The sequence below is a fragment of the Photobacterium galatheae genome (assembly GCF_000695255.1).
In the GTDB taxonomy this organism is placed as follows: domain Bacteria; phylum Pseudomonadota; class Gammaproteobacteria; order Enterobacterales; family Vibrionaceae; genus Photobacterium; species Photobacterium galatheae.
In genome coordinates this window covers 49,994-73,571 of sequence record NZ_JMIB01000037.1, presented here as the reverse complement: position 1 = coordinate 73,571, position 23,578 = coordinate 49,994, and the positions used below count along the sequence as shown (strand labels likewise).

Genomic DNA, 23,578 nt, shown 5'->3' with positions numbered 1-23,578 from the left:
CTACAGAAAGCCGGTGGGTGAAAATGTGAAACACTTCTCATAGTGATAGAAACATCAGAATGAAATACGGTAAAAAGTGCTGAACCCGTGAGTGATCACAAAAATATTTGTAAAAAAGAAAGTTTCCCATTTTTTATGCTGCCTGAGTCGAACAGAGTCAAACATGATGCGTCACGGAGATAAGGTGGTGCCACGGCATGCGGGCAGATAATGACAAACCAGGTTGATGAGATGACAGCGACCACAGCAACGGATAATTCAGCGATCAGGCCACAGCCGCTGGACGCAATGACGTTCCCCCTGCATGGAGCCCGGCTGATAGAAGCCTCAGCGGGCACGGGAAAAACCTTCACCATTGCCAGCCTGTATTTGCGTTTACTGTTAGGGCACGGCGAAGCAGGGGCGGCTTTTCCGCACCCGTTGACAGTGGATCAGATCCTGGTGGTGACATTCACGGAAGCGGCAACCGCAGAACTGAGGGATCGGATCCGTCGTCGGATTCATGATGCCCGGATCGCCTTCAGCCGTGGAAGCAGTGAAGATCCGATCCTGGCGAGTCTGCTGGCTGATCTGCCGGATCATGCCCGATCGGCAACCTTGTTGTTGCAGGCAGAACGACAAATAGACGAAGCTGCGATTTTTACCATTCACGGTTTTTGTCAGCGGATGCTGACTCAGAATGCATTTGAATCCGGCAGCTTGTTTACCAATGAATTCATCACGGAAGAAAGTCAGCTCAGGGCGCAGGTCGCCGCCGATTACTGGCGACGTTATTTCTATCCGTTGTCTCGTGAGCTGGCTGGTGAAATCCGTCGATGCTGGCCAGCGCCGGAGATGCTGCTGCAAGCGATTAATCCTTTCTTGTCGGGCGCACCGGTTACGTTGAAAGCGCCGCCGTTCACTGGTGATCTGGCCCAGTTGCACCAGCAGAACCTGCAACGGATAGAAGCGGTCAAGCAGGGCTGGCGTGAGCATGCGGCCGACTTTTTAACGCTGATCAGCGACTCTGGCGTCAATAAGCGCAGCTATACCAAAACCAGTTTGCCCAAAGCGCTGGATGAAGTCGGCCAATGGGCCACTCTGCCGACCACAGATTACAGTTTGCCGAATGCTCTGGAAAAGTTTGATCAGGCGGTGCTGGCAGAGAAAACGACCAAAGGTACGGTGCCGGAGCATCCGGTATTTGCCGCGATCCATGATTTGCTGGCGAACCCGCCCAGCGTGCGGGAGCCGATTCTGGCGCACGCGATCCGGGCTTGCCGGGAACTGCTGGCCGAGGCAAAGCAGCGGAAGGGCTGGTTTTCTTTTGATGATCTGTTAACGCAACTGGCGGCTGCTTTACAGATGGATCGTGACAGCGGAAATGGCGCACTCGCTGCCCGGATCCGTCATCTGTACCCAGTGGCGATGATTGATGAATTTCAGGATACGGATCCGCTCCAGTATCAGATCTTCAGTACGGTTTATCTGCCGGAAGAGTTTGCCGGGGGAGAGTCATCGGCTGACGTATCCGGCCTTTTGATGATCGGCGATCCCAAGCAGGCGATTTATGCTTTCCGGGGGGCGGATATTTTCACTTATATCCGCGCCCGCCGGCAGGTCAGCGCCCATTATACGCTGGGCACCAACTGGCGCTCGACGGCCAGTATGGTGGCAGCAGCCAACCGGGTCTTTGAACTGCCGGACAGCCCGTTTATCTACGATAGCGATATTCAATTTCTGCCCGTTCAGCCCAGCCCGAAAGCGGCCGGACGGCATTGGTTGCTGAACGGCGAACGTCAGCAGGCGCTGTGTTTCTGGCAGATGGACGCCGAGGCGCCGGTCACGAATGGTGATTATCAAACCGTGATGGCGGAAGCCACGGCTGCGCAGATCCAGACGATCCTGACACAGTCTGAACTGGGACAGGCGGCCTTGGTCAACGGTGACGAGCAACATCCGGTGGTGGCCGGTGATATCGCGGTGCTGGTTCGTACCGGCTCAGAGGCGGCTCTGGTCCGTCAGGCGCTGGCCGGGCAGGGGATTGCCAGTGTCTATCTGTCAAATCGTGACAGTGTGTTTGCCTGTCAGGAAGCGGCTGATCTGCTGCGTTTGCTGGTGGCTGTTCAGTATCCGGAACAGGAAACCACGCTGCGAGCAGCACTGGCGACCCCTTTGTTTGCACTCAGTGCCTTTCAGCTGGACCGGCTCAATAATGAGGAAGATGAGTGGGAGCGCTGGATCGCTGAGTTCCGCGATTATCGCAGTTTGTGGCAGCGCCGCGGTGTTCTGCCGATGATCCGTCAGGTCCTGACCCGGCGTCAGATCGCCGAGCGGTTACTGGGAGAAAACGGTGGAGAGCGTCGGCTGACGGATGTGCTCCATCTGGGCGAGTTGTTGCAGCAGGCAAGTCAGACGCTGGACAGCGATCAGGCACTGATTCGCTGGCTGGCGGAGCATATAGAATCGCCGAACGGTAACAGCGACGAGCAGCAATTACGTCTGGAATCTGATCGTAATCTGGTTCAAATCGTGACCATCCATAAATCGAAGGGACTGGAATACGATCTGGTCTTTTTGCCCTTTGTCTGTCGCTATCGCAGTACCGAAACCGCGCTTTATCATGACCAGGACTCCCAGCAGGCAGTCCTGGATGTCCGGGGTGAAGATGCCAGTCTGGCGCTGGCCGAGCAGGAGCGTCTGGCTGAAGATCTGCGTCTGATTTATGTGGCCCTGACCCGCGCCGTATATGGCTGTTATGTCGGTATGGCCCCATTACGTAACGGACGCAGTACCAAAGAGCCAACCGGTTTGCATCTGTCGGCGATTGGCTATCTGGTTCAGAACGGTCAGCCGGGCGGGCTGGCTGAATTGTCTGCGGCACTGGAGACGCTGGCAAAAAGTGAGGATATCTGTATCACGGCACCGCCATCTTTACCGGATCATCTCTGGCAGCCCGCGCCAGTGGAGCAACCTGTGCCGAAAGCGGCCAGCTTCAGCGGTGCTGTCGGCCATCCGTGGTGGATTACCAGTTATTCGTCACTGGTCAAACAGGGGCATGCCACACTGGATGCCACCAGTGAACTGCCCGGCTTTGATACGGATTCATCTCAGGACAGTCTGCTTGAAACCGCAGAAGCTGAGGTGGATATGGCAGCGCCGGAACGATCAATTTTTACGTTTCCGAAAGGTGCGCGTCCGGGCACCTTCCTCCACAGCCTGTTCGAGCAGATTGAGTTCACCGAGGCGCACGACAGCGAAGCGACCACGATCATCATTCGTGAGCTGTTGCGTCAGGAAAACTATGATTCTGACTGGCTGCCGGTGTTGCAACAACTGCTTGAACAGGTGCTTCACTGTACGCTGGATGGTGAGTCGCTGGTGCTCGGGCAATTGTCTCCGCAGCAGCGGTTGGTCGAAATGGAGTTTATGCTGCCGATCCATCTGCTGTCCTCTGCATTGCTGAATAAAGCACTGGCCCGTCATGATGCCTTGTCAGCAACCGCAGGTGAGCTGGGATTTGCCACCGTCAGCGGTATGCTGAAAGGGTTTATCGATCTGGTGTTTGAGCATCAGGGGAAATATTACGTGCTGGACTGGAAATCGAACTGGCTGGGAGACAGCCATGAAGCGTATCGCGGTGAAGCGCTGATCGCGGCGATGAAAGAGCACCGATATGACTTGCAGTATCAGCTGTATGCGCTGGCCCTGCATCGTTTTCTCAAGAGCCGCAAAGCGGATTATGACTATCATCAGCATTTCGGCGGTGTGTACTATCTATTTTTGCGTGGTGTCCGTCGTGAGGATAACAGCGGTATTTTCCATGCCCGGCCAAGCCTTGACTTACTGACTGAACTTGAACACCTGATCGATGGCCAGATGAACCCGGGAGACATCGCCTGATGACGACATCAACTCATACTATGCCAGTCGGGCAATCGGACATGATTGAACCGCTGGACGCGCTGGCGCGTCTGGGCATCCTTCGCTCTCTCGATACACAGTTTGCCAAATTTGTCTGCGATTCGGTCACCGGGCAGGATGATGCGCCGCGCCGGGATTTGCTGGCGCTGGCAGCCGTCTGGGTGAGCCAGGAGCTGGGTCGGGGCCACGTCTGTCTGCCGCTGTCATTTCAGCAGAGTCAGCCGCTGGGGCTACCGAAAGAGATTGCAGACTCTCTGATGGCCTTACTGCCGGATGCATGGCGGTTGCCTGCCGGCTGGCCTGCGATTCTGAGTGGCTCGGCGGCGGTCTCGGATGGCTCACGACCGACACCGCTGGTGCTTTGTGACGATCGCCTGTATCTGCATCGTTACTGGCAGGATGAACAGACGGTTGCCCGTCGCCTGCTGGCTGCGGCTCACCCTGCACAGTCGGAGCAGGCTGTGTTGCAGGCAGGGATGCTGGATACCCTGTTTGCCCGCAACTATCTCTATTTGTTTGATGCACTGTCGGCGCTGCGAAAAGCTGGCGGCGACAGTGCTGAACGTCGCCGTTCAGCGGTTTGCGATCTGCTGGATGTGGTGACGCCGGACGCACTGAACTGGCCGGAGATTGACGTTGTACTGGCACAGGCACAGCGCTTTTCCGACCTGACACCGCTGGACACTCTGATCCCGGTCTCGGCTTGTCTGAACTGGCAGAAGGTCGCGGCGGCGACCGCGCTGAGTCGGCCCTTTGCTGTGATTTCCGGTGGGCCCGGAACCGGGAAAACGACCACGGTGGCAAAACTGCTGGCGGCGCTCGTGATGCAAAACCAGCCTTTAGCGGCGTCTGTCGATGCAAGCAAGGTACCTCATATCGTACTGGTTGCCCCCACTGGCAAGGCTGCGGCCCGGCTGACTGAGTCGATTGGTCAAGCGGTCCAGTCGCTGCCGGTTTCTCCGGCACTCCAGGCTGCCATTCCAACGCAGGCCAGTACACTGCACCGGCTACTGGGGGCGATTCCGGGGCGGGCTGCTTTCCGTCATCATGCCGGAAACCCGTTGCACGCAGATGTCCTGGTGGTTGATGAAGCTTCTATGGTTGATTTGCCCATGATGGCGCGTCTGCTGGAAGCACTGCCGATACATACCAAACTGATTCTGCTGGGGGATAAAGACCAACTGGCTTCGGTAGAAGCCGGAGCGGTGCTGGGAGACATCTGTGCGTTCGCCCGTCAGGGCTACAGTGTGCCGCAGGCCAAACAGTTGAGTGAGATGACCGGCTTTGTGTTGCCCGCCGGACAATCAGCCTCACCCAGTCCGATTGCCGATTGCCTGTGTGTGCTGCAAAAGAGTTACCGTTTCCATGCGCTCTCGGGGATCGGTCAGCTTGCAAGTGCGATCAACAGTGGTCAGCCGGATCGGCTGGCTGCGGTTTGGCAGCAAGGGTACAGTGATATCCGGCAATACCCGCTTGAGGCTGAGTACTACCAGCAGCTGATTCAGGCAATGTCGAACTTTTACAGCCACTATCTGAAAGCCATTGCGGCGGGCAAATCGCCTGCTGAGGTACTGCGGTGTTTTGCCAGTGTCCGGCTGTTGTGTGCACTTCGGGAAGGCGATTTTGGCGTGAAGGGGCTCAATAGCCGGATTGAACGTCAGCTGGCGAAGGAGAAGCGGATCTCACCAGGGGATGAAACCTGGTATGTTGGCCGGCCGGTGATGATCACCCGCAATGATCATGGTCTCGGTTTGTACAACGGTGATATTGGCATTGCAATGCCGGATCCGGACGGGCGGACGGATAGCCGTGGGCGACCGGCGCTGCGGGTGTACTTTGACATGCCGGACGGCAGTATCCGCAGTTTTCTGCCCAGCCGCCTGCCGGAGCATGAGCTGGTATACGCCATGACCATTCATAAATCTCAGGGTTCGGAATTTGCCGATACCCTGATGATTCTGCCGCCGGAATTCAGTCTGATCCTGACCCGGGAACTGGTGTATACGGGCGTGACGCGGGCCAAGGAGCGACTGTATCTGTATGCCAGGCCTGAAGTGCTGCAACGCAGTATCCAGCGTTGTATTCAGCGGGCCAGTGGTCTGGAAGCCAACCTCAGCTGAGCAATTAGATTCTTTCAGTCAGCAGGCGGGCGGGATTTATAACGCCAGCGTCAGGATTTTTGAGCGGCGTTGCAGGTTATAAAGGGCCTGCTTTGCCATTGGCAGATCGGACACATCAATTTCCACGAAACCCTGCTCCCGGAACCAGTGCAGACTGCGGGTGGTCAGGACAAAGAGCTGCTTGAGCCCTTGCGTTCGAGCCTGATGGCGGATACGACTGAGCAGCAGGGCCCCCCGGTCACCATCCCGGTAATCCGGATGAACTGCCACACAGGCCATTTCGCCCATCTGTTCTTCCATGAAGGAATAAAGGGCGGCGCAGCCGATGATCAGACCGTCGCGTTCAATCACAGTGAATTGTTTGATTTCCTGCTCCAGCTGTTCACGGGAACGGCGAACCAGAATGCCTTCCTGCTCCAGCGGCCGGATCAGGGCCAGAATGCCGCCGATATCATCAATGTGGGCGCCGCGTACTTTTTCCGCACTGGCCATAACAATTTGCGTGCCGATCCCGTCGAAAGAGAAGAGTTCCTGAATCAGCGCGCCGTCATCTTTGTAGCTAATGAGGTGACTGCGGGGGACACCTGCCCGGCAGGCGGTCATCGCCCCGCGCAGGAAGCGGGCGGTTCCGGAATCGGATTCTTTCAGCTCGGTCAGTCGTTGCAGGGCTGCTTCTGCTTCTGCCGGCAGCATTTCTGAGACGATCTCGTCATGTTCATCTCTGACCCCCTGATGGGAACAGAAACCAATCAGTTTGTCGGCTTCCAGGCGAATGGCGACCTGTGTGGCGACTTCTTCTGACATCAGGTTGAAGCATTCTCCGGTCACGGAACTGGCAATCGGACCCAATAGCACAATACTGTTCTGATCCAGCTGGCGTTTAATCCCGTCGATATCAATGCGGCGGATCCGGCCACTGTGGCAGTAGTCAATGCCGTCATCAATCCCCAGCGGCTGCGCAATGACAAAGTTTCCACTGACCACGTTGATTTGTGAGCCGGCCATGGGGGTATTGTTCAGACCCATGGAAAAGCGAGCGGTAATATCCAGATGTAACTGTCCGGCCGCCTGTTTGGCAATTTCCAGGGCACGCTCGTCGGTAATCCGAACCCCTTTGTGATATGGGGTCTGATAGCCATGCAGCTTCAGTAAATGCGAAATTTGTGGGCGGGCACCGTAAATCAGGACAATCCGCAGGCCCAGGCAATTGAGCAGGGCGATGTCATTAACAATGTTGCGGAAGTTTTTATCAGCAATGGCCTCACCGCCGAGCATAATGACCAGAGTTTTACCTCGGTGCGCGTTGACATAAGGGGCTGACTGGCGGAAACCTTTGACCAGGGCGGTACTTCTCAATTTCACTGTGTATTCCGTTACAAAAGATGAATCAGGGTCGGCATGCCTGCATGTTGCCTGTTTATCTGCTGTACAGCAAGCAGGAAAAGCGCTCAAAAATTTGACTCAAGCTAGAGTTCAAACTCAAATTCTTGAGTCAAGATCTCGTTCTGACATTCTGCACTTATTCGGCTCATCAGACGGACGCCCGCTAAGCGTATAGTTGTATGACGTAGGGATGATTGGCGATGCTGCTCATGGCATTCAATAAGTACACCAAATGGCAAAGTGCGACCTTGCTGACCATATTGGCGATGGGTTTGGCACTCAGTGGTTTTATTGCGGTTGGAGCGGTCAAGGGAGACCTGTTCACCGTTGCGCCGGAACCCAGTATTTTTGGCATCTGGATTGAACAGGACGTTGCACCTTACGCGGCGGATCAATTTGAGTTGCGTCAGGATGGGGTGTATGTTGCGGGCCGTGTGGTCAGTACCCGTTATGACTGGGATGGTAGCCGGTTAAGCTATCGCATGGGGGGAGAAACTTACCGTTACACCTTCGAGGAAGGAAAGTTTGTTCGCCAGCAACCCGCCCACTATGTTTCTCGTTTTGCGCGTCAGGGAACCCTGAAAAATACCAATTCTTAATTGGTTTGCCTGAATGGCAATTCCTGAATCGCTTTCCTGAATTGTTTCTAAGAATCGTTTCCTTGCTTCGCTGTTTTGATTCGTTTCCCGGTTCAGGCCGGGAAGCGCACTATTCTTCTTCCCTGAGCCTGGCAAATAATTGGTGAACGGGAATTTTATTCAGTGCGACTTTTCGCATGGTATCTGCTGTCTGAGGGCTGCCGCCCAGGCAGCGCTGGATCACCGTATTGATTTGTTGCGTAGAGTTACCGTCACTGTCCAGATTGCGGATCCATTGATATTCTACAGCGTTCGGATCAAGTAAGGTTTCCTTACCGACTTTAAATTGTTTATTCATGCCCGTCCTTCCTGTGACATCAAGTTCCTGTGAGCCCAAAGGTGATCGCATTGCCTGCGGGAGATGAGAAAGTCAGTAAACAACAAGTATAGTCTCCCTGACAAAAAGATGTCGTTTATATGACGTTTTTATTAAAGCCTCTCTATGTGACACTTATATGACAGAGAGTGCTTATTATTCATCTTTCGTGACAATCAAAACAAGACTTTGACATTGGTTATGATAAAAAGTCTTAAGATAACCGTTTTATCAATGGCGCTGTGAATCGGCGTTGTTGTCAATTTTTTAACCTGTCAATTTCATGAAGGCAATGCTGTGTTTCAACAATTATCCCTGTTTCGAAAACTGACCCTTGTATCTTGTGTGCTGGGGCTGGCAGCCTGTGCCAGACCTGTTGACCGTGGCCAGCAGTATCTGGATGGTGAGTTCGAGCATGTCCTGAACCCGGTCGCTCAAGTTGCTTCAGATAAACCGAGGGATTACAGCCGCTTTGAAGCGCAGTCTGAGCAAGTGCTGACCCGGTCACCCTCGATGATGCTGCGTTATCAGAACCTTTACCAGCAGGTGAAAACCTGGGCGGAAGAAAGTGGCGATCCGGCGTTGCTGACCCAGTATGGTTTGACGACGGATCAAATGGGAGGCGGTGACGGCTACGGTAACGTGATGTTTACCGGCTATTTTTCCCCGGTGATTGAATTACGTCATGAAAAAGACGACACCTTTAAATATCCGGTGTATACGATGCCGGTTTGCGATGGGCAGTGTCCAACCCGGGCTGAAATCTATAATGGTGCGCTGGAAGGACAGGAGCTGGAGCTGGGTTATGCCGCTTCAAAGCTGGCTGTTTTCATGATGGAAGTGCAGGGAAGTGGCTTTGTCCACTTCGAGGACAATGACCAGTTGCAGTACTTTGCGTACGGCGGTAAGAACGGCCATCCTTATGTGAGTATTGGTAAAATCCTGATTGAACGCGGGGAAGTGCCGCGAGAGAAAATGTCGCTGAAAGCGATTGCCGAATGGGTAGACCAGCAGGATGATGCCACGGTTCGCGAACTGCTGGAACAAAATCCGTCTTATGTTTTCTTCCGTCCACGCGAAGATCTGGATGTGCTGGGAACCGCCGGGATCCCGTTGTTGCCGATGGCATCCGTGGCTGCCGACCGAGAGTTCCTGCCGATGGGCAGTGTACTGCTTGCAGAAGTGCCTCAACTGGATACGGAAGGGAACTGGAATGGTAAGCATGTACTGACACTCCTGATGGCGCTGGATACCGGGGGTGCGGTGAAGCGCAACCACCTCGATCTCTATCATGGAATGGGCGAGCAGGCCGGGATTGATGCCGGACATTACAAACATTTCGGTCGGGTCTGGAAACTGGGGCTGACGCCTGAGATCGACACAGCGCTGACAGAAGAGCGCGTCAGGGCGACTGAAAAGACGATTGCTCGCCCCGTGGATACCAATCTTACTTTTCTTGAGGAAAGTGTACAGGGTCAGCCGGCGGTCACAGGTTCGGGACTGGACAACTGACAGGAGAGCGCGTATAAAAACGCGCTCATTCTCAACACACTGACAGGCCGTTATGCGACATCTCGACACTCCAGCATCAGACAACTACAACCAGCGTTTTGGCGGCACTCGCCGTCTGTATGGTCATCAGGAAGTTGAGATCCTGAGAGCGGCCCATGTCTGTGTGATCGGTATTGGCGGGGTGGGTTCCTGGGCGGCTGAAGCACTGGCCCGTTCCGGTGTTGGCGAGCTGACGCTGATTGATATGGATGATGTCTGTGTCACCAATATCAATCGTCAGATCCATGCGATGTCCGGCACGGTCGGTCGCAGTAAGATTGAAGTGATGGCTGAACGAATCGCGCTGATCAATCCGGATTGCAAGGTGAATCTGATTGATGACTTTATTACGCCGGAAAATATTCCGGCGTATATTGGTGATCATTTTGATTACGTGCTGGATGCCATTGATAGCGTGAAACCGAAAGCGGCGCTGCTGGCGTACTGTAAGCGCAATAAAATCAAAGTGATTACGACCGGCGGAGCGGGTGGTCAGATGGACCCGACTCAGATTCAGATTGCTGATCTGGCGAAAACCATTCAGGATCCACTGGCGGCGAAAATCCGGAATATGCTGCGCCGTTTTTACAACTTCAGCAAAAACCCGGCACGCAAGTTTGGCATTGATTGTGTTTTCTCCACTGAGCAACTGAAATACCCTCAGGCGGATGGGAGCGTCTGTGAGTCGAAAGCGACGGCGGAAGGGCCAAAACGGATGGATTGCGCAACCGGATTTGGTGCCGCCACCATGGTGACGGCCACCTTTGGATTTGTGGCCGTGTCCCGCATTCTGCAAAAGCTGATTGAAAAACACAGCCAGTCCTGAGCGGACTGACCTCAGCGACTGACGAACGTTCGGATCTCTTCTACAATTGCCTTCAGCCCGTTACTGCGTGACGGGCTTAAATGGGCCAGCAGACCTAACTGCTCAAAATAAGCATCAATATCAAACTGCTGGATTTGTGCTGCGGTTTTCCCTTCATAGGCTGCCAAGACCAGACAGATCAGCCCCTTCACAATGCGTGCATCGGAATCGGCGGCAAAATGGTACTTGCCGTTTTCACAGCACTTCACCAGCCAGACCTGGCTTTCACAGCCACTGACTTTCACCGTGTCGGTTTTGAGCGCATCCGGCAATGTTGGGAGCTGTTTTCCGAACTGGATCACCTGGCGGTATCGGTCTTCCCAGCCATTTGCATTCGTCATGCTGGCCACAATGTCATCGGTTGTGATGGTGACACCAAAGGGATGGGAAGGAAAAGAAACTGTTGTCATGGTTACTCTCTTTACTTACAGCAGGTCACAGGCTTTGTGCAGCGCCGTTACAAAACGGGCAACATCGTCTTCCGTATTATAAAGCGCAAAGGAGACACGTAGTGTCCCTGTCAGTCCCAGAGCATTCAGCATTGGATGGGCGCAATGGTTCCCGGCACGCAGGGTAATATTTTGTTGATCCAGCAGGGTCGCAATGTCCTGATGATGAACGCCATCGACGACAAAAGAAAACAGGCTGGCGTCTGGTTGCAGTCCGATCACCCGTAGCCCTTCAATGTTCTTGATCCCGTCCAGTGCCTGTTGACGGAGGGCGTGAATGTGTTGTTCAGCACCTGCACGGTCAAGACTGTTCAGCCAGTGAATGCTCTCGGCCAGTGCAATCACCCCTGATATATTCGGGGTCCCGGCTTCAAATTTGCCCGGCAGCCCCGTAAACCGGGTGCCGTCGAACGAGACCTTTTCGACCATCTTACCGCCACCATGCCAGGGCGGCATGGCTTCCAGCAGTGCCTGCTTGCCATACAGAACACCAATCCCTGACGGGCCAAAAAGCTTATGGCCGGAAAAAACATAAAAGTCGGCATCCAGCGCCTGAACATCCACTGCTTCATGCACAATGCCCTGTGCACCATCGACCACGACAACAGCACCTTGTGCATGTGCGGCCGCGATCATGGTTTCGATCGGATTGCGGGTGCCGGTCACATTGGTGATATGGGCAACGGCGACAATACGGGTTTTGGCGGACAGCAGGGCATGAAAAGCATCCATATCCAGCGTGCAATCCGGTTTCATCGGAATTTTCACCACAGTGGCCCCGGTTTGTTCGGCGACGATCTGCCAGGGCACAATATTGGCGTGGTGTTCAAGTTCGCTGACCAGAATTTCATCGCCCGGCTGAAGTGTACTGCGCGCCCAGCTCTGGGCGATAAGATTCAGTGCCTCGGTTGCACCGCGTGTCCAGATGATTTCCTTGCGGTCGCCGGCATTCAGAAATGCCTGCACGGTGTCCCGGGCCTGCTCAAAACGTTGTGTCAGGCTGGCGGTCAGCTGGTGGCTGCCCCGATGAACGTTCGCGTTCTGATGACGATAGTAATCATCCAGTGTCTGGATCATCGCCAGGGGTTTCTGCGCGGTTGCGGCACTGTCCAGATAAACAATGGGATGGTCGGAATCTTGGTTCAGTGCCGGGAACTGCGCACGGATAGCCTGAATGTCGAATTGGGCGGTCATGGTGAAACTCGTTGAAAGCTTAGTGCAGGGATCATCCTCATTATTGACCACAGAGGCAAGGGGACGAGAAAAGATTGCATAAAAAAAGGCACCGCGTTGGGGCGCAGTGCCATCAAAAAGTTTTGACAGACAGGTCAAAAAAACAGGAAGTAAATCGGTAGCTCGAAGGCTACCCGCCCGACAGGAACCGGGCAATATGCAAACACAACATGCAATCTCCAGAAAACAGACACTGGGAAACAATTTCGACTCAATCCAAACTTTAGGCTGAATCTAAATTACAGCATTTACTCTTGAGATTGCGGCGCCAATCTTAGGGTTTCTGTGGTATGAGAACAATCGACAATTTATAATGGTCTGGATAAAAAAAACTAATGCAACCAGTATGGCAGGATATTATGTCGAGAAGACTTCCCCCTCTGAATTCGCTCAAGGTATTTGAGGCCGCCGCTCGTCACCTGAGCTTCACCCGCGCTGCGGAAGAATTGTTTGTGACTCAGGCTGCTGTCAGCCATCAAATTAAGGCGCTGGAGGAATTTCTGGGCCTCAAATTGTTTCGCCGCCGTAATCGCTCGTTATTGCTGACGGAGGAGGGGCAGGGGTATTTTCTCGATTTGAAAGATATCTTCAGTGCGATTTCTGATGCGACAGATAAAGTTTTGGAACGCGGTTCAAAAGGTGCGTTGACCATTAGTTTATCTCCCAGTTTTGCGATCCAGTGGCTGGTGCCTCGCTTAAGCGATTTTAACCAGCTGCACCCGGATGTTGATGTTCGAATTAAGGCTGTCGATCTGGACGAAGGTTCGCTGACCGATGATGTGGATGTGGCAATCTATTATGGCCGGGGCAACTGGCCGGGTCTGCGCTGTGACAAACTGTATCAGGAATTTTTGGTGCCAGTGTGCTCCCCTATGCTGCTCAGCGGGCCGAAGGCTCTGAATCGTCTGGCTGATTTACAGCTTCATACCCTGTTGCACGACAGTTCCCGGAAAGAGTGGAAAAACTATGTGCGGGAATTTGAGATTCCGGGCACTAATGTGAATCAGGGGCCGATTTTCAGTCACTCAACCATGGTGCTGCAGGCAGCTATTCACAGTCAGGGGATTGCGCTGGCAAACAATGTTCTGGCGCAGCCAGAGCTGGAAGCCGGACGTTTGGTTTGCCCGTTTGATGAAGCGCTGATGAGCAAGAATGCTTTCTATCTGGTCTGCCAGGAGAAGCAGGCGGAAACCGGACGGATCCAGATTTTCCGCGACTGGGTGCTGGAAAAAGCCCGCAAAGAGCAGGAAGAAGGGCCGTTGCCGCAGCCCGAGACCCACATTGAAGAAGTCATGGCCTGATTTGTCTTTCTACGCCTTAGGGTGCCTCGAGCCGCCAGCCGTTTTTCCCCTTGGCTGGCTGAATGAATTCGGTCAGAGCCTGTAAAGGCCGATTAAAGATTGAAATTCGTCACGGGTCAGTAATACTGACCCGGTCTGACAATCGAAGAAATGAAGGGGTAAATCAGTGTCCTACCTGATCAACACACCGCAAAACGGCTTGTATGAGGCCACCTTTCTGTTTGCCCATGGTGCGGGCGCTGGCATGGATCATGAGTTTATGACGGCGATTGCCGAAGGGCTGGCCGAAAAAGGCATTCGTGTGGTGCGTTTTGATTTTCCCTATATGGTGAAACGCCGTGAAGATGGCAAAAAGCGGCCACCTGACCGGCAGCCCAAGTTGCTGGCGGATTTTCAGCGCCATATTGAGCGCTTTGCTCAGGAAGGGCCGCTGGTAATTGGCGGAAAATCCATGGGGGGCCGGATGGCGAGTCTGATGGTGACCGAAGCCGCTGATGCCGCACCGGATGCGGCGAATTGCCGGGATAAGGTGCTGGGGGTGGCCTGTCTGGGCTTTCCGTTCCATCCGCCGGGCAAACCCGAGAACTTCCGGGGCGATCATCTCCAATCCATTGATGTGCCAACTCTGATCTTACAGGGAGAGCGGGATACTTTCGGGACGCGCAGTGAGGTGGAAAGCTGGACTTATGCTGAAACGGTCACTTTGTCATTCCTGCCAGATGGCGACCATAGCCTGAAGCCACGTAAAGTCTCTGGTTATACAGAAGCCGGGAACCGATTGCTGGCTGTTGAGACGCTGGCAGACTTTATTCGTCAGTGTGTGTCCCGTATTTAAAAACAAAAGGATAGATTGAATGCAAAGCCGCAGCATGATTTTGTTTGCCGCTGTCAGCGGTGCCATCGGCGTTGGACTGGGGGCTTTTGCCGCCCATGGGCTGAAAGGCCAACTGAGCCCGTATTTACTGGATGTTTTTAAAACCGGCGTGGATTATCAGCTCTGGCATAGCCTCGCGCTGTTCGGGTGCGGGATTTGGGCACGCAATTTTTCTGCAAAAGCGCTATCATACGCGGCCCTGTTGTTCGCGGTGGGGATTTGCCTGTTCAGCGGCAGTCTATATCTGCTGGTGCTGACTGGTGCGAAGTGGTTTGGTCCCGTAACACCACTGGGGGGACTGTGTTTTATTCTTGCCTGGCTGTCACTGGCGGTGGCGGCCTGGCGCTCTAAATGAGGACTCGTGGTGAATCAGGTTCTGTTGTACTGCCGTCAGGGCTTTGAAAATGAATGTGCCGGTGAAGTGCAGGATAAAGCCAATGCACTTGAGCTGTTTGGCTTTCCGCGCGCAAAGAAAAATACCGGTTATGTGCTGTTTGAGTTTTATCAGCCAGGGGATGCCGATAAGTTTGTGCAGCTACAGCCGTTTTCACAGCTGATCTTTGCCCGTCAAATGCTGGTCGTGACGGCCAGACTGGAAGATCTACCGGCCGATGATCGGATCAGCCCGATTCTGGCGGTGGCTGAAACCTTGCCACGTTGCGGCGATCTGCGGGTCGAAACACCGGACACCAACGAAGCCAAAGAACTGCTGAAATTCTGCCGTAAGTTCACGGTGCCGCTGCGTCAGGCGTTCCGCAAACAGGGCGCATTGTATGTGAAAGACAACCCGAGAAAACCAGTATTGCACCTGTGCTTTACGGAACCGGGCTGCTGTTTCCTGGGTTACTCGTACAGTAACAACAATTCCCCTTTCTTTATGGGGATCCCACGTCTGAAATTCCCGGCAGATGCCCCCAGCCGCTCAACACTGAAGCTGGAAGAAGCTTTTCATGTCTTTATTCCGCGTGAGGAATGGGATGAGCGTCTGGCTTCAGGCATGTGGGGGGTGGATTTAGGTGCCTGTCCGGGCGGCTGGACTTATCAGCTGGTCAAGCGTTCCATGTTTGTTCACGCGGTGGACAATGGACAGATGGCACAGAGCCTAATGGATACCGGTCAGGTGAAGCATCACATGGCTGATGGATTCAAGTTTGAGCCGCCCCGTAAGAATGTGACCTGGCTGGTATGCGATATGGTTGAGAAACCTGCCCGTGTGGCGCATCTGATGGGGCAGTGGCTGATCAAAGGTTGGGCCAAAGAAACTATTTTCAACCTGAAGTTGCCGATGAAGGGTCGTTATGATGAGGTGTTGCAGGATATTGAAAACCTGAAGGTCTTTCTGATTCAGAATGGTTTGAAATTCCGCCTGCAAGCGAAGCATCTGTATCACGACCGTGAAGAAATTACGGTCCATATTCAGGCGCTGGACAATCGCAGCCCGCACTAAAAGCTGCGTCATGGATGGCGGGCAATTAGCCCGCCGTCTGATAGCGAATATCCTGTAAATTAAAGCCCAGTTGCAAATCGGTTTTCAGCCTTGCCACGGCTTTGCTCGCTCTGGCGCTATCCTGACCGGGTTCAATTTTCTTGCGCCATTTCTCTGGCAGATCCTCGGCGGACAAAATACTTTCCAGATTCGGATACTGTTGTAACAGTTCGCAGGCAGCTTTCGGCCCGATGCCCGGAACGCCCGGGATCTTACTGGAGCTGATCCCAGCCAGTCCCCAATAATCCGGTAGTTGCTCCGGACGCACCCCAAACTCTTTTTCAATGAACGGGCTGTCAAGCCAGCGCTGCTGGAAGTAATCCCGGATCATCACGGTGGGACGCAAGAGCTGGCAGTAGCCTTTGTCGGTAGAGACGATGGTGACCTGACCGCCGTGATCGGCGACTTTCAGTGCCAGTGTTGCGATCAGATCGTCTGCTTCATCACCGTCGGACAGTAATGAGTCGACGCCAAGGGCCATAAAATCATCCTGAATCTGTTCCATGCCGTCCTGAAGTTCAGCCGGCATTGGTTTGCGGCCTTCTTTGTAGCCGGGCAGCAGTTCGGCCCGCCATCCCCGGTCGTCACCATGATGATCAAAGACTGCCACAATATGGGTCGGCTGACTGATCGTGATAATTTTACTGAGTGCCTGGCAGCAGACTTTGCTGGTGCTTGCGATGTCTGGCTCGCCGGGCTGGGCGGCGTGAACACGGCGGATCAGGTTGAGTGCATCAATGACGACAAGATGTATAGACATAATATTCAATTAAAAAACAGGGCCAGCAGGCCCTGTATTCTACGTTGCATGGCAAATTATTTCACCATGTCGGGATGGGTGAGGATACGGTAGCAGGGAACATACTCGCTGCCGGGCAGCTTCATGCGTTGCTGGCTCACGAAGTTTTTCAGCAGTTTGTCCATGCGTTTCATTAACGATGGGTCGCCGTTCATTAAAAACGGTCCTTTGCGCTCAATTTCCCGGATCCCTTCTTCTTTCACATTCCCCGCGACAATGCCGGAGAACGCACGGCGCAGGTTGGCAGCCAGCTGTTCCGGGGGTTGATTGAAGTGCAGATCCAAGCCTCCCATCGCATCATGGGTTGGTTCGAACGGCAGCTGAAATTCCGGCGGAATTTTCAAAGACCAGTTATAGCAGTATGCATCACCGGTTTCCTGCCGGTGTTCCTTGGTTTGTGGCATTGCCGCTTTCATGATGCGGGCCACCTTCGCCGGATCATCAATGATGATCTGGTAACGTTTGGTCGCGGCTTCACCCAGCGTATCTCGGATAAAACTGTCGAGCGTCCGGAAATAGGGTTCACTGCTTTTGGGGCCAGTTAGTACAACGGGCAGAGGTTGATCCTGATTGTCCGGATGCATCAGGATCCCGATGATATAAAGCAGCTCTTCCGCGGTGCCTGCACCACCGGGGAAGATGACGATCCCGTGACCAACCCGAACAAAGGCTTCCAGACGTTTTTCGATATCCGGCATGATCACCAGTTCATTCACAATCGGGTTCGGTGGTTCGGCTGCAATGATCGAAGGTTCCGTCAGGCCGATAAAGCGGCTTTTACCGTAGCGTTGCTGAGCATGGCCGATCGCGGCGCCTTTCATCGGGCCTTCCATCGCTCCGGGGCCACAGCCGGTGCAAATATTCAGCTCACGCAGCCCCAGCTGGTGACCGACATCCCGGGTGTACTGGTACTCTTCCGGATTAATGGAGTGGCCGCCCCAGCAGACGATAATGTTGGGATCTTCACGCGAGCGGACTGTCTGGGCGTTGCGAAGAATGCTGAAAATAAAATTTGTGATGTGAGGCGCACTGGTCAGATTCAGATCATTGCGTTGTTGAACGTGTACGTTGACGTAAATGATATCTCTCATGACGGCAAACAGGTGTTCCTGAATACCGCGAATGATTTTGCCATCGACGAAAGCATGCTCTGGCGGATCTTTCAGTTCGAGTTTGATGCCTCGCTCTCTTCGAAGGACGTTAATGTCGAAGGATTTGTGTCTTTCCAGCAGGGCACTGGAATCATCGCTGTGGCTCCCTGAGTTCAGGACAGCCAGCGAGCAGTTGCGGTACAGGCGATAGAGATCGCTGGCTGCGGTCGCTTTGAGCCTTTCGACTTCCAGTTGCGATAGCAGTGTCATTGCCCCAACCGGACTGATATGTGTAATCATGCTTGCCTCCCTGGAGATAAATACAGGTCAGCAGTTGGCCTGTATGTTATACCAATCAGCACAAACCTCTGGTAAAGGGTTTGCCACATTTGGTATCAGTCTTTCCGAGAGCGGGTGGATGTACATCCGCAGAAGGAAATACCGGACATTTTTCCCTGCCCGTATTATTGAACATACACAGGCATCCTGAGTTTGACTAGAGCAAGGGTGAAAAAAAAGCGTTTGTGTAGCAGTGAGTTAGACAAGAGGTGCTTTGTTATTGAGTGAGAAATCAGCTGTTAAGCAATCCAGAACAGCTGATTTCGGCCGGCATTTTTGGCATTGCTCAGCGCTTTCTGACTACGTTCGAGCACAGTGCCCGGCGTGTCGTTGTCGTCAAACAGAGTGGCACCCAGAGAAGCTGTGACAGAGACATTTTTTTCGCGGAAACGGAAGGGTAACTGGAAGATACTATTGCGAATGTTCGATAAGCGGCGATGTCTTTCTGTTTCCGTCATCTCAGGCAGGATCAGCATGAACTCGTCGTGACTGACCCGGGCGATGAAATCGGTGTCTCTTAACTGCTGGCGCAACGTCCGGGCAATAATTTTGAGGACTTTATCGCCAGCCTGGAAACCATAGTTGTCATTGAGGTCGCTGAAATAGTCAAGATTGACGACAGCCAGGCACAGTGGATGTTGGTAACGAATCCACCGGCGATATTCATGCTCCAAACGATCCTGAAAGGCGGCTCGATTGTAGACCCGGGTGAGCGGGTCCTGGAAGATCCGGCGTTGCAGATCTTCAATCTGGCGGTGCTGATCCTGCGTTTGCTGGTACAGCTGTTCGGCGCGGCTTTGATGATAATGCAGTTGTTCCAGTAATGCTTGCTCACGGCTTTCCAGCGCACGCTGGCGTTCAACCAGATGCCGGAAAGACTGATCTAAATCTTGCGCTGAACTACGCCAGTTTTCCAGATTGTTGTGTTGGGCCAGAGCATGATGGAAGCGATCAGACAGCTGCCCCAATTCCAAAGTCAGCTCGGAGCGATGGCTATACAGTGCCAGACCTTGTTCCACAGCCTGGCGGGTGGTTTGTTCCAGTGCCGCCAGATCGCCGCTGATTACATCCAGGAATTTCTGTGAATGACGTCTTTCACGGACACAACTGTCGAGTGCCAGGCGCAGCACTTCCAGGCAAAGCTCAACCAGAGTGAGCGTTGTCACGCCTTTGAGCAACTGGTGTCGAATGGTCAGTAACTGCTCTCCCGATTCACCTTCCGCATCCAGCTCAGTAATCACCTGTTGCAACTCATGGCAGAGCTTACGGTGTAAGTCACTGTCTTTTGAAATGGATTCTCGCTCAATACCTACCGGAACCGTCAGGAGTTTCAGGGCACGATCGTACAGGCCAAACAGTTGGGTAATTTGCTGGTGGCTGTGGTTCAGTGAAGCCGGTGACTGAGAGAGTAAATCATGAAGGTCGCGTTTGAGCTGAACCGGTAAGGCTGGAATACGTTTCAGGCTCTCGGAGCTTTGTTGTATCAGGCCCGCCAGCCGTTCCATGGTTGTGTGCGTTGGTGTTTGCCGTAGTAACAGCCGTTCAACCTGTGCCAGATGCGGCACAATGTTACTGATGTCTTTGTTCTGCTCCAGATCTCTGCGCAGGGTTTCCAGCCGTTTGTCCAGCTCGACATCCAGTCCGCGACAGGCAACGGCCATACGAGTAATCAGACGCTTTAAAATGACAATTTCACGACGTGACTTTAACGACGCATCGCGATATGACAATTGAGCCTGATCCAAGCGCAGCTTCAATTTACTCACTTCAGAAGCCGCGTCAACATTCGTTGCCACGTTGACCAATGATTACCTTATCTGAACTTCCTTCGCTTAGGGTCAATTGACCCCAGTACAATCCGCAAAGCGATACCGGATGTTAGCAAAAATTTCCTGCCGGGTTGAACATTATTAACGGCTTGTTTTCCCGGACACAAACGCTCGCGTGCTTTTTATACATTTTCGTGATCTTAGTAGACCTAAACCGCAGTAATACCGAATGTTTTTTCTTCAGAGATGCTTACTCCAGTCATATTCCTGATGGGAGGATGTCTGAACTTTGACCAGTCCTTTATCCATCCCCCGAATACAGGCATGACGAATATTGTCTCCGGCGAAGCTGGCGGCAGGTGCTGCATCAATGGCACTCAGGTGCACCCATTGGCTACCAGACTCGGCTTTACTGATTTGCCGGGCGGCCTGTGTGGCCATCAAGAGAATATCGATCAGTTCCTGATCATTGATGGCGGTATAGGCACGGGGCAGAAACGGGTATTCCGCCATCCCAATGCGTACCCGGCTGTCGAGTTGTTTTTCAGCCATGAATTGATCGACCAGCTGCTGAATTGAGTCGGCCAGTTGTTTGGGAGCACTTTCCAGACGCGAGTTGGGTTCGATGTATAAGAACATGGCATCTGAGAAGTGGTATAAGCGTGCAGGCTCACAAACCTGGGCATTCAGGTAGTCGCCAAACTCGCGCTCCAGTGCCAGCCCCTGCTGATAGCCATGCTGCAGGTAAACATGTTTGAGTAAGGGGACTTCAAACAGGGCAAATCGCAACCGGTCACTCAGGGGTTCATTGATGATTTCTCCCAGATGCCATTGCTCAAAATGCGCGCTGCTTTGCTGTAATGAATTCGACAGTCTTGCATTGAGCATGCGCAGATTTCGCAGACCACTGCGCGGGTGCGTATAGAATTCATCACGTAACAGTTTCAGGCGGTGTCGCCACTGGCGAGCAGAACGATTGCGATACCAGAGCAATAGCAGGGAAAGCAGTAAGCCAATCAGTAAGACGGTGGTGATGTTTTTCTGCTGATACAGCGCTTTTTCCTGCGTAAACTGTTGTCGCTCCAGTTCTTCGAGTTTCAGTGAACGTGCCATGATACGTTGCTGCTGGCGAAAAACTTCGACATTACTTTTGATCTGGTTTTCCTGCATTGAGGCATGCAATTGCTCATAGCGACGCTGACTGAGCAGGGCGTTGTAATAATCTTTCTGTTTTTCAAAGGCCGCAGACAGGCTGGCTTCTCCCATCATCTGCAGAGTGGGTTGAGGTTTCTGTAAACGACTGGCAGCAAGCAGAGCCGATTGAATGGTCGAAATTGCCTGCTCTGTTCGCTCTTCTGCCAGTTCAAGCTGGCCTTGTAACAACTGGGACTGAATCAGCGTGATTTCATCATCACTTTCCTGCGCCAGTTGACGTGCATGATGGAGGTATTGTTCGGTTTTCGGGTAGTTATATAGTTTCAGATACACCCGGGCGATACTCAGTCGCAGGCGTGCTGAACGGGGCTGAAGACGCAGCTGTTTCTCTTGATCTAATGCATTGAAATAGTGCACCAGTGCCAGATTATATCGGCCTTGCTGTTCATAGATACTGGCAATCAGCGTCAGGGTTCTGGCCAGTGGCATGGTGCGGTTGAAGTGTTCAAAAAATTCCCCGGCCTGGGTGGCATGTTCCAGCGCTTTGTCGAAGACTTTGCGCTCTTCATACAGGGTGCCCAGTTCCAGGTTGGCAATCGCCATTTTACCGTGGTCTTCCTGCTCCTGCGTCAGCCAGTAGCCACTGAGCAGACGATCCAAAGCCAGGTCATAGTGCTGATGTCTCAGATAATGGCGGCCGTGGCTCAGCAGGAAGTTGATTTCCTCTTTGGGCTCATTCAGCTCAGACAGATCACGTTTGGCCCGGGTGAACATTTTTTCAGCTTTGCGTTCATCACCCAGCGTGGATTCTATGTCTGCACGAAGCATCAACAAATGATACTGAAGCACTTTCACTTGCGCACTGCGCTGGAGCTTTTCATTATTGGCGATTGCCTGGTCTGTTTTGTTGAGCAGGTCGGTGGCTGAGGTCGCATCGCCAATCCCCTGCCAGAGAATCTCGGCGTGGATCAGCTGGGTTTCCAGCAAGGTGTAGCTGAATTCGTTGCTGATCGCCAGCGCTTCGGCTTCTCGGATGATCTGAATGCCTTCGGGGAGCCGGTTCAGCAGCGACAGTGCTCTGGCTTTAATCTGCAATGCATTAATGGTACTGAGCGGTGTGCGGATGGAATGATCGGTCTCTTCGTTCACATGCACGCGGGAACTGTCGACAGGGATGCTCATCTGGCGCTGGCTCAGGTAGCGGTTGGTGATTTCCAGCGCTTTTTCCGGGCTGGTTTCCAGCAGCAGATCAGCATCGGCCAGAATCGGCGTGGCATAGATTTTTGCCTGCACTGGCAGGGCTGTCAGAAAGCAGAGCAGAATGCTGAAGAGCCAGTGACGACAGTTCATAGAGCACTTATCCATCAGGAAACACGGCCCTCATATTACTGGCTCAGGTCGTCAAGTCCAGCAAACTAGAATGATTTGCCGGACTTGTAAGACAAGCTGAACGGAGAATTACTGGCGGGCCAGGCGATCATTGTCGCTCGGTGTTTTCCCCTGATTGGTACGGTAAGGGTTGATATCCAGGCCGCCACGACGGGTATAACGTGCGTAAACGGTGAGTAATTCAGGCTGGCAGAAGTGCAGAAGATCGGTGAAGATCCGCTCAACACATTGCTCATGAAACTCATTGTGATTCCGGAACGACACCAGATAGCGCAGCAGTTTCTCCCGGTTGATTTGTTTCCCTTTGTACGAAATTCGCACGCTGCCCCAGTCTGGCTGACTGGTGATCAGACAGTTGGATTTCAGCAGATGGCTGTGCAGGACTTCTTCGATCACTTCACCTTCAGCAGCATTTTCCAGCAGGCTTGGGTCAAAGTCGAAACTATCAATTTCAATGTCCTGCTCATCAATGCAGGTGCCGCCGAAATCGACAATCGGCTGCGCGGTGAAATCACTCAGCGGCTGGATCGTCACATCAACGTCAGCACCGGCACAGGCAGACAAATCTTTTTGCAGTATATCGGCGACTTCCTGCCAGCTTTCGATACGCGTGTTATTCAGGCTATTGAGATACAGCTTGAAAGATTTAGATTCAATCAGGTTCGGACTGCTGGCCGGCAGACGAACTTCACCGATGGCCACCTGAGGCAGTCCTTTATTGTTCAGCCAGGACAGTTCATACAGGGTCCAGATGTCATACCCGGTAAAGGGCAGTTCATCACCAAGTGCCAGGTCATCGCGGTTCAGTTTGCGTGGCACAGCCTGCAGCAGGGAAGGATCATACTGATCTTTGTATTCACTTTTCTGGCCAAGAGTTAAACCGGCTAGTTCTTTCGCGTCTTTGTATTTGCTCATAT

18 protein-coding genes are annotated in these 23,578 nt (G+C 53.2%); 9 read left to right on the top strand and 9 right to left on the bottom strand.

The annotated features are described in order from the left end of the window. The first annotated feature begins 231 nt into the window (after nucleotides 1-231). Both recB and recD read left to right on the top strand, forming a co-directional pair. Nucleotides 232-3,882 carry an exodeoxyribonuclease V subunit beta gene (gene recB / locus EA58_RS17820; RefSeq protein ID WP_036756053.1) on the top strand — a complete coding sequence of 1,217 codons (3,651 nt, stop codon included), beginning with the start codon at nucleotides 232-234 and terminating at the stop codon, nucleotides 3,880-3,882. Between the two features lie 41 nt (nucleotides 3,883-3,923). Beyond that, nucleotides 3,924-6,023, top strand: a complete 2,100-nt coding sequence (gene recD / locus EA58_RS17815) for an exodeoxyribonuclease V subunit alpha (RefSeq protein WP_036756050.1) — start codon at nucleotides 3,924-3,926, stop codon at nucleotides 6,021-6,023. Nucleotides 6,024-6,059: 36 nt separating this feature from the next. Here the strand turns inward: recD and argA are convergent, their stop codons facing one another. Beyond that, complete coding sequence (gene argA, locus EA58_RS17810; RefSeq protein ID WP_036756007.1) at nucleotides 6,060-7,385, bottom strand: amino-acid N-acetyltransferase; 1,326 nt, start codon at nucleotides 7,383-7,385, stop codon at nucleotides 6,060-6,062. A 221-nt stretch (nucleotides 7,386-7,606) separates the two neighbouring features. On the opposite strand from argA, the gene EA58_RS17805 reads away from it, so the two are divergent. Beyond that, a complete protein-coding gene (locus tag EA58_RS17805; RefSeq protein WP_235199644.1) occupies nucleotides 7,607-8,005 on the top strand; it encodes a DUF2850 domain-containing protein in 399 nt (132 codons plus the stop codon). A 109-nt stretch (nucleotides 8,006-8,114) separates the two neighbouring features. On the opposite strand, the gene EA58_RS17800 is transcribed toward EA58_RS17805, so the two are convergent. Beyond that, the gene (locus EA58_RS17800; protein ID WP_036756005.1) at nucleotides 8,115-8,342 is read right to left on the bottom strand and encodes a hypothetical protein; all 228 of its coding nucleotides are present in this window, start codon (nucleotides 8,340-8,342) and stop codon (nucleotides 8,115-8,117) included. 333 nt (nucleotides 8,343-8,675) lie between these two features. Between EA58_RS17800 and mltA the strand changes: the two genes are divergently transcribed. After that, the gene (gene mltA, locus EA58_RS17795; protein WP_081819738.1) at nucleotides 8,676-9,872 is read left to right on the top strand and encodes a murein transglycosylase A; all 1,197 of its coding nucleotides are present in this window, start codon (nucleotides 8,676-8,678) and stop codon (nucleotides 9,870-9,872) included. Nucleotides 9,873-9,924: 52 nt separating this feature from the next. Next, complete coding sequence (gene tcdA, locus EA58_RS17790; protein ID WP_036756002.1) at nucleotides 9,925-10,737, top strand: tRNA cyclic N6-threonylcarbamoyladenosine(37) synthase TcdA; 813 nt, start codon at nucleotides 9,925-9,927, stop codon at nucleotides 10,735-10,737. 11 nt (nucleotides 10,738-10,748) lie between these two features. Here tcdA and csdE read toward each other — a convergent pair whose 3' ends face one another. Continuing rightward, nucleotides 10,749-11,186: a cysteine desulfurase sulfur acceptor subunit CsdE gene (gene csdE, locus EA58_RS17785; RefSeq protein WP_036756000.1), complete on the bottom strand. Its 438-nt coding sequence runs from the start codon at nucleotides 11,184-11,186 to the stop codon at nucleotides 10,749-10,751. A gap of 15 nt (nucleotides 11,187-11,201) precedes the next feature. Continuing rightward, complete coding sequence (csdA, locus tag EA58_RS17780; RefSeq protein ID WP_036755997.1) at nucleotides 11,202-12,419, bottom strand: cysteine desulfurase CsdA; 1,218 nt, start codon at nucleotides 12,417-12,419, stop codon at nucleotides 11,202-11,204. A 398-nt stretch (nucleotides 12,420-12,817) separates the two neighbouring features. Here csdA and EA58_RS17775 point away from each other — a divergent pair, with 398 nt between their 5' ends. From EA58_RS17775 to rlmM, 4 genes are all read left to right on the top strand, one after another. Then, a complete protein-coding gene (locus tag EA58_RS17775; RefSeq protein WP_036755996.1) occupies nucleotides 12,818-13,759 on the top strand; it encodes a transcriptional regulator GcvA in 942 nt (313 codons plus the stop codon). Nucleotides 13,760-13,925: 166 nt separating this feature from the next. Next, nucleotides 13,926-14,594, top strand: coding sequence for an alpha/beta fold hydrolase (locus EA58_RS17770; protein WP_036755995.1), 669 nt, complete (start codon nucleotides 13,926-13,928; stop codon nucleotides 14,592-14,594). A gap of 19 nt (nucleotides 14,595-14,613) precedes the next feature. Continuing rightward, complete coding sequence (locus EA58_RS17765) at nucleotides 14,614-14,988, top strand: DUF423 domain-containing protein (protein WP_036755993.1); 375 nt, start codon at nucleotides 14,614-14,616, stop codon at nucleotides 14,986-14,988. Between the two features lie 9 nt (nucleotides 14,989-14,997). Continuing rightward, on the top strand, nucleotides 14,998-16,080 hold the full coding sequence (rlmM, locus tag EA58_RS17760; protein ID WP_036756042.1) for a 23S rRNA (cytidine(2498)-2'-O)-methyltransferase RlmM: 1,083 nt from the start codon (nucleotides 14,998-15,000) through the stop codon (nucleotides 16,078-16,080). Nucleotides 16,081-16,105: 25 nt separating this feature from the next. On the opposite strand, the gene xni is transcribed toward rlmM, so the two are convergent. From xni to queF, 5 genes are all read right to left on the bottom strand, one after another. Then, on the bottom strand, nucleotides 16,106-16,879 hold the full coding sequence (gene xni, locus EA58_RS17755; RefSeq protein ID WP_036755990.1) for a flap endonuclease Xni: 774 nt from the start codon (nucleotides 16,877-16,879) through the stop codon (nucleotides 16,106-16,108). 56 nt (nucleotides 16,880-16,935) lie between these two features. Next, nucleotides 16,936-18,309, bottom strand: coding sequence for a nucleotide 5'-monophosphate nucleosidase PpnN (gene ppnN / locus EA58_RS17750; RefSeq protein WP_036755987.1), 1,374 nt, complete (start codon nucleotides 18,307-18,309; stop codon nucleotides 16,936-16,938). A gap of 278 nt (nucleotides 18,310-18,587) precedes the next feature. Then, on the bottom strand, nucleotides 18,588-20,144 hold the full coding sequence (locus EA58_RS17745) for a GGDEF domain-containing protein (RefSeq protein WP_036755985.1): 1,557 nt from the start codon (nucleotides 20,142-20,144) through the stop codon (nucleotides 18,588-18,590). Nucleotides 20,145-20,357: 213 nt separating this feature from the next. Further along, complete coding sequence (locus tag EA58_RS17740) at nucleotides 20,358-22,622, bottom strand: tetratricopeptide repeat-containing diguanylate cyclase (protein WP_036755982.1); 2,265 nt, start codon at nucleotides 22,620-22,622, stop codon at nucleotides 20,358-20,360. Between the two features lie 108 nt (nucleotides 22,623-22,730). Then, complete coding sequence (queF, locus tag EA58_RS17735) at nucleotides 22,731-23,576, bottom strand: NADPH-dependent 7-cyano-7-deazaguanine reductase QueF (protein ID WP_036755979.1); 846 nt, start codon at nucleotides 23,574-23,576, stop codon at nucleotides 22,731-22,733. Nucleotides 23,577-23,578 lie beyond the last annotated feature (2 nt).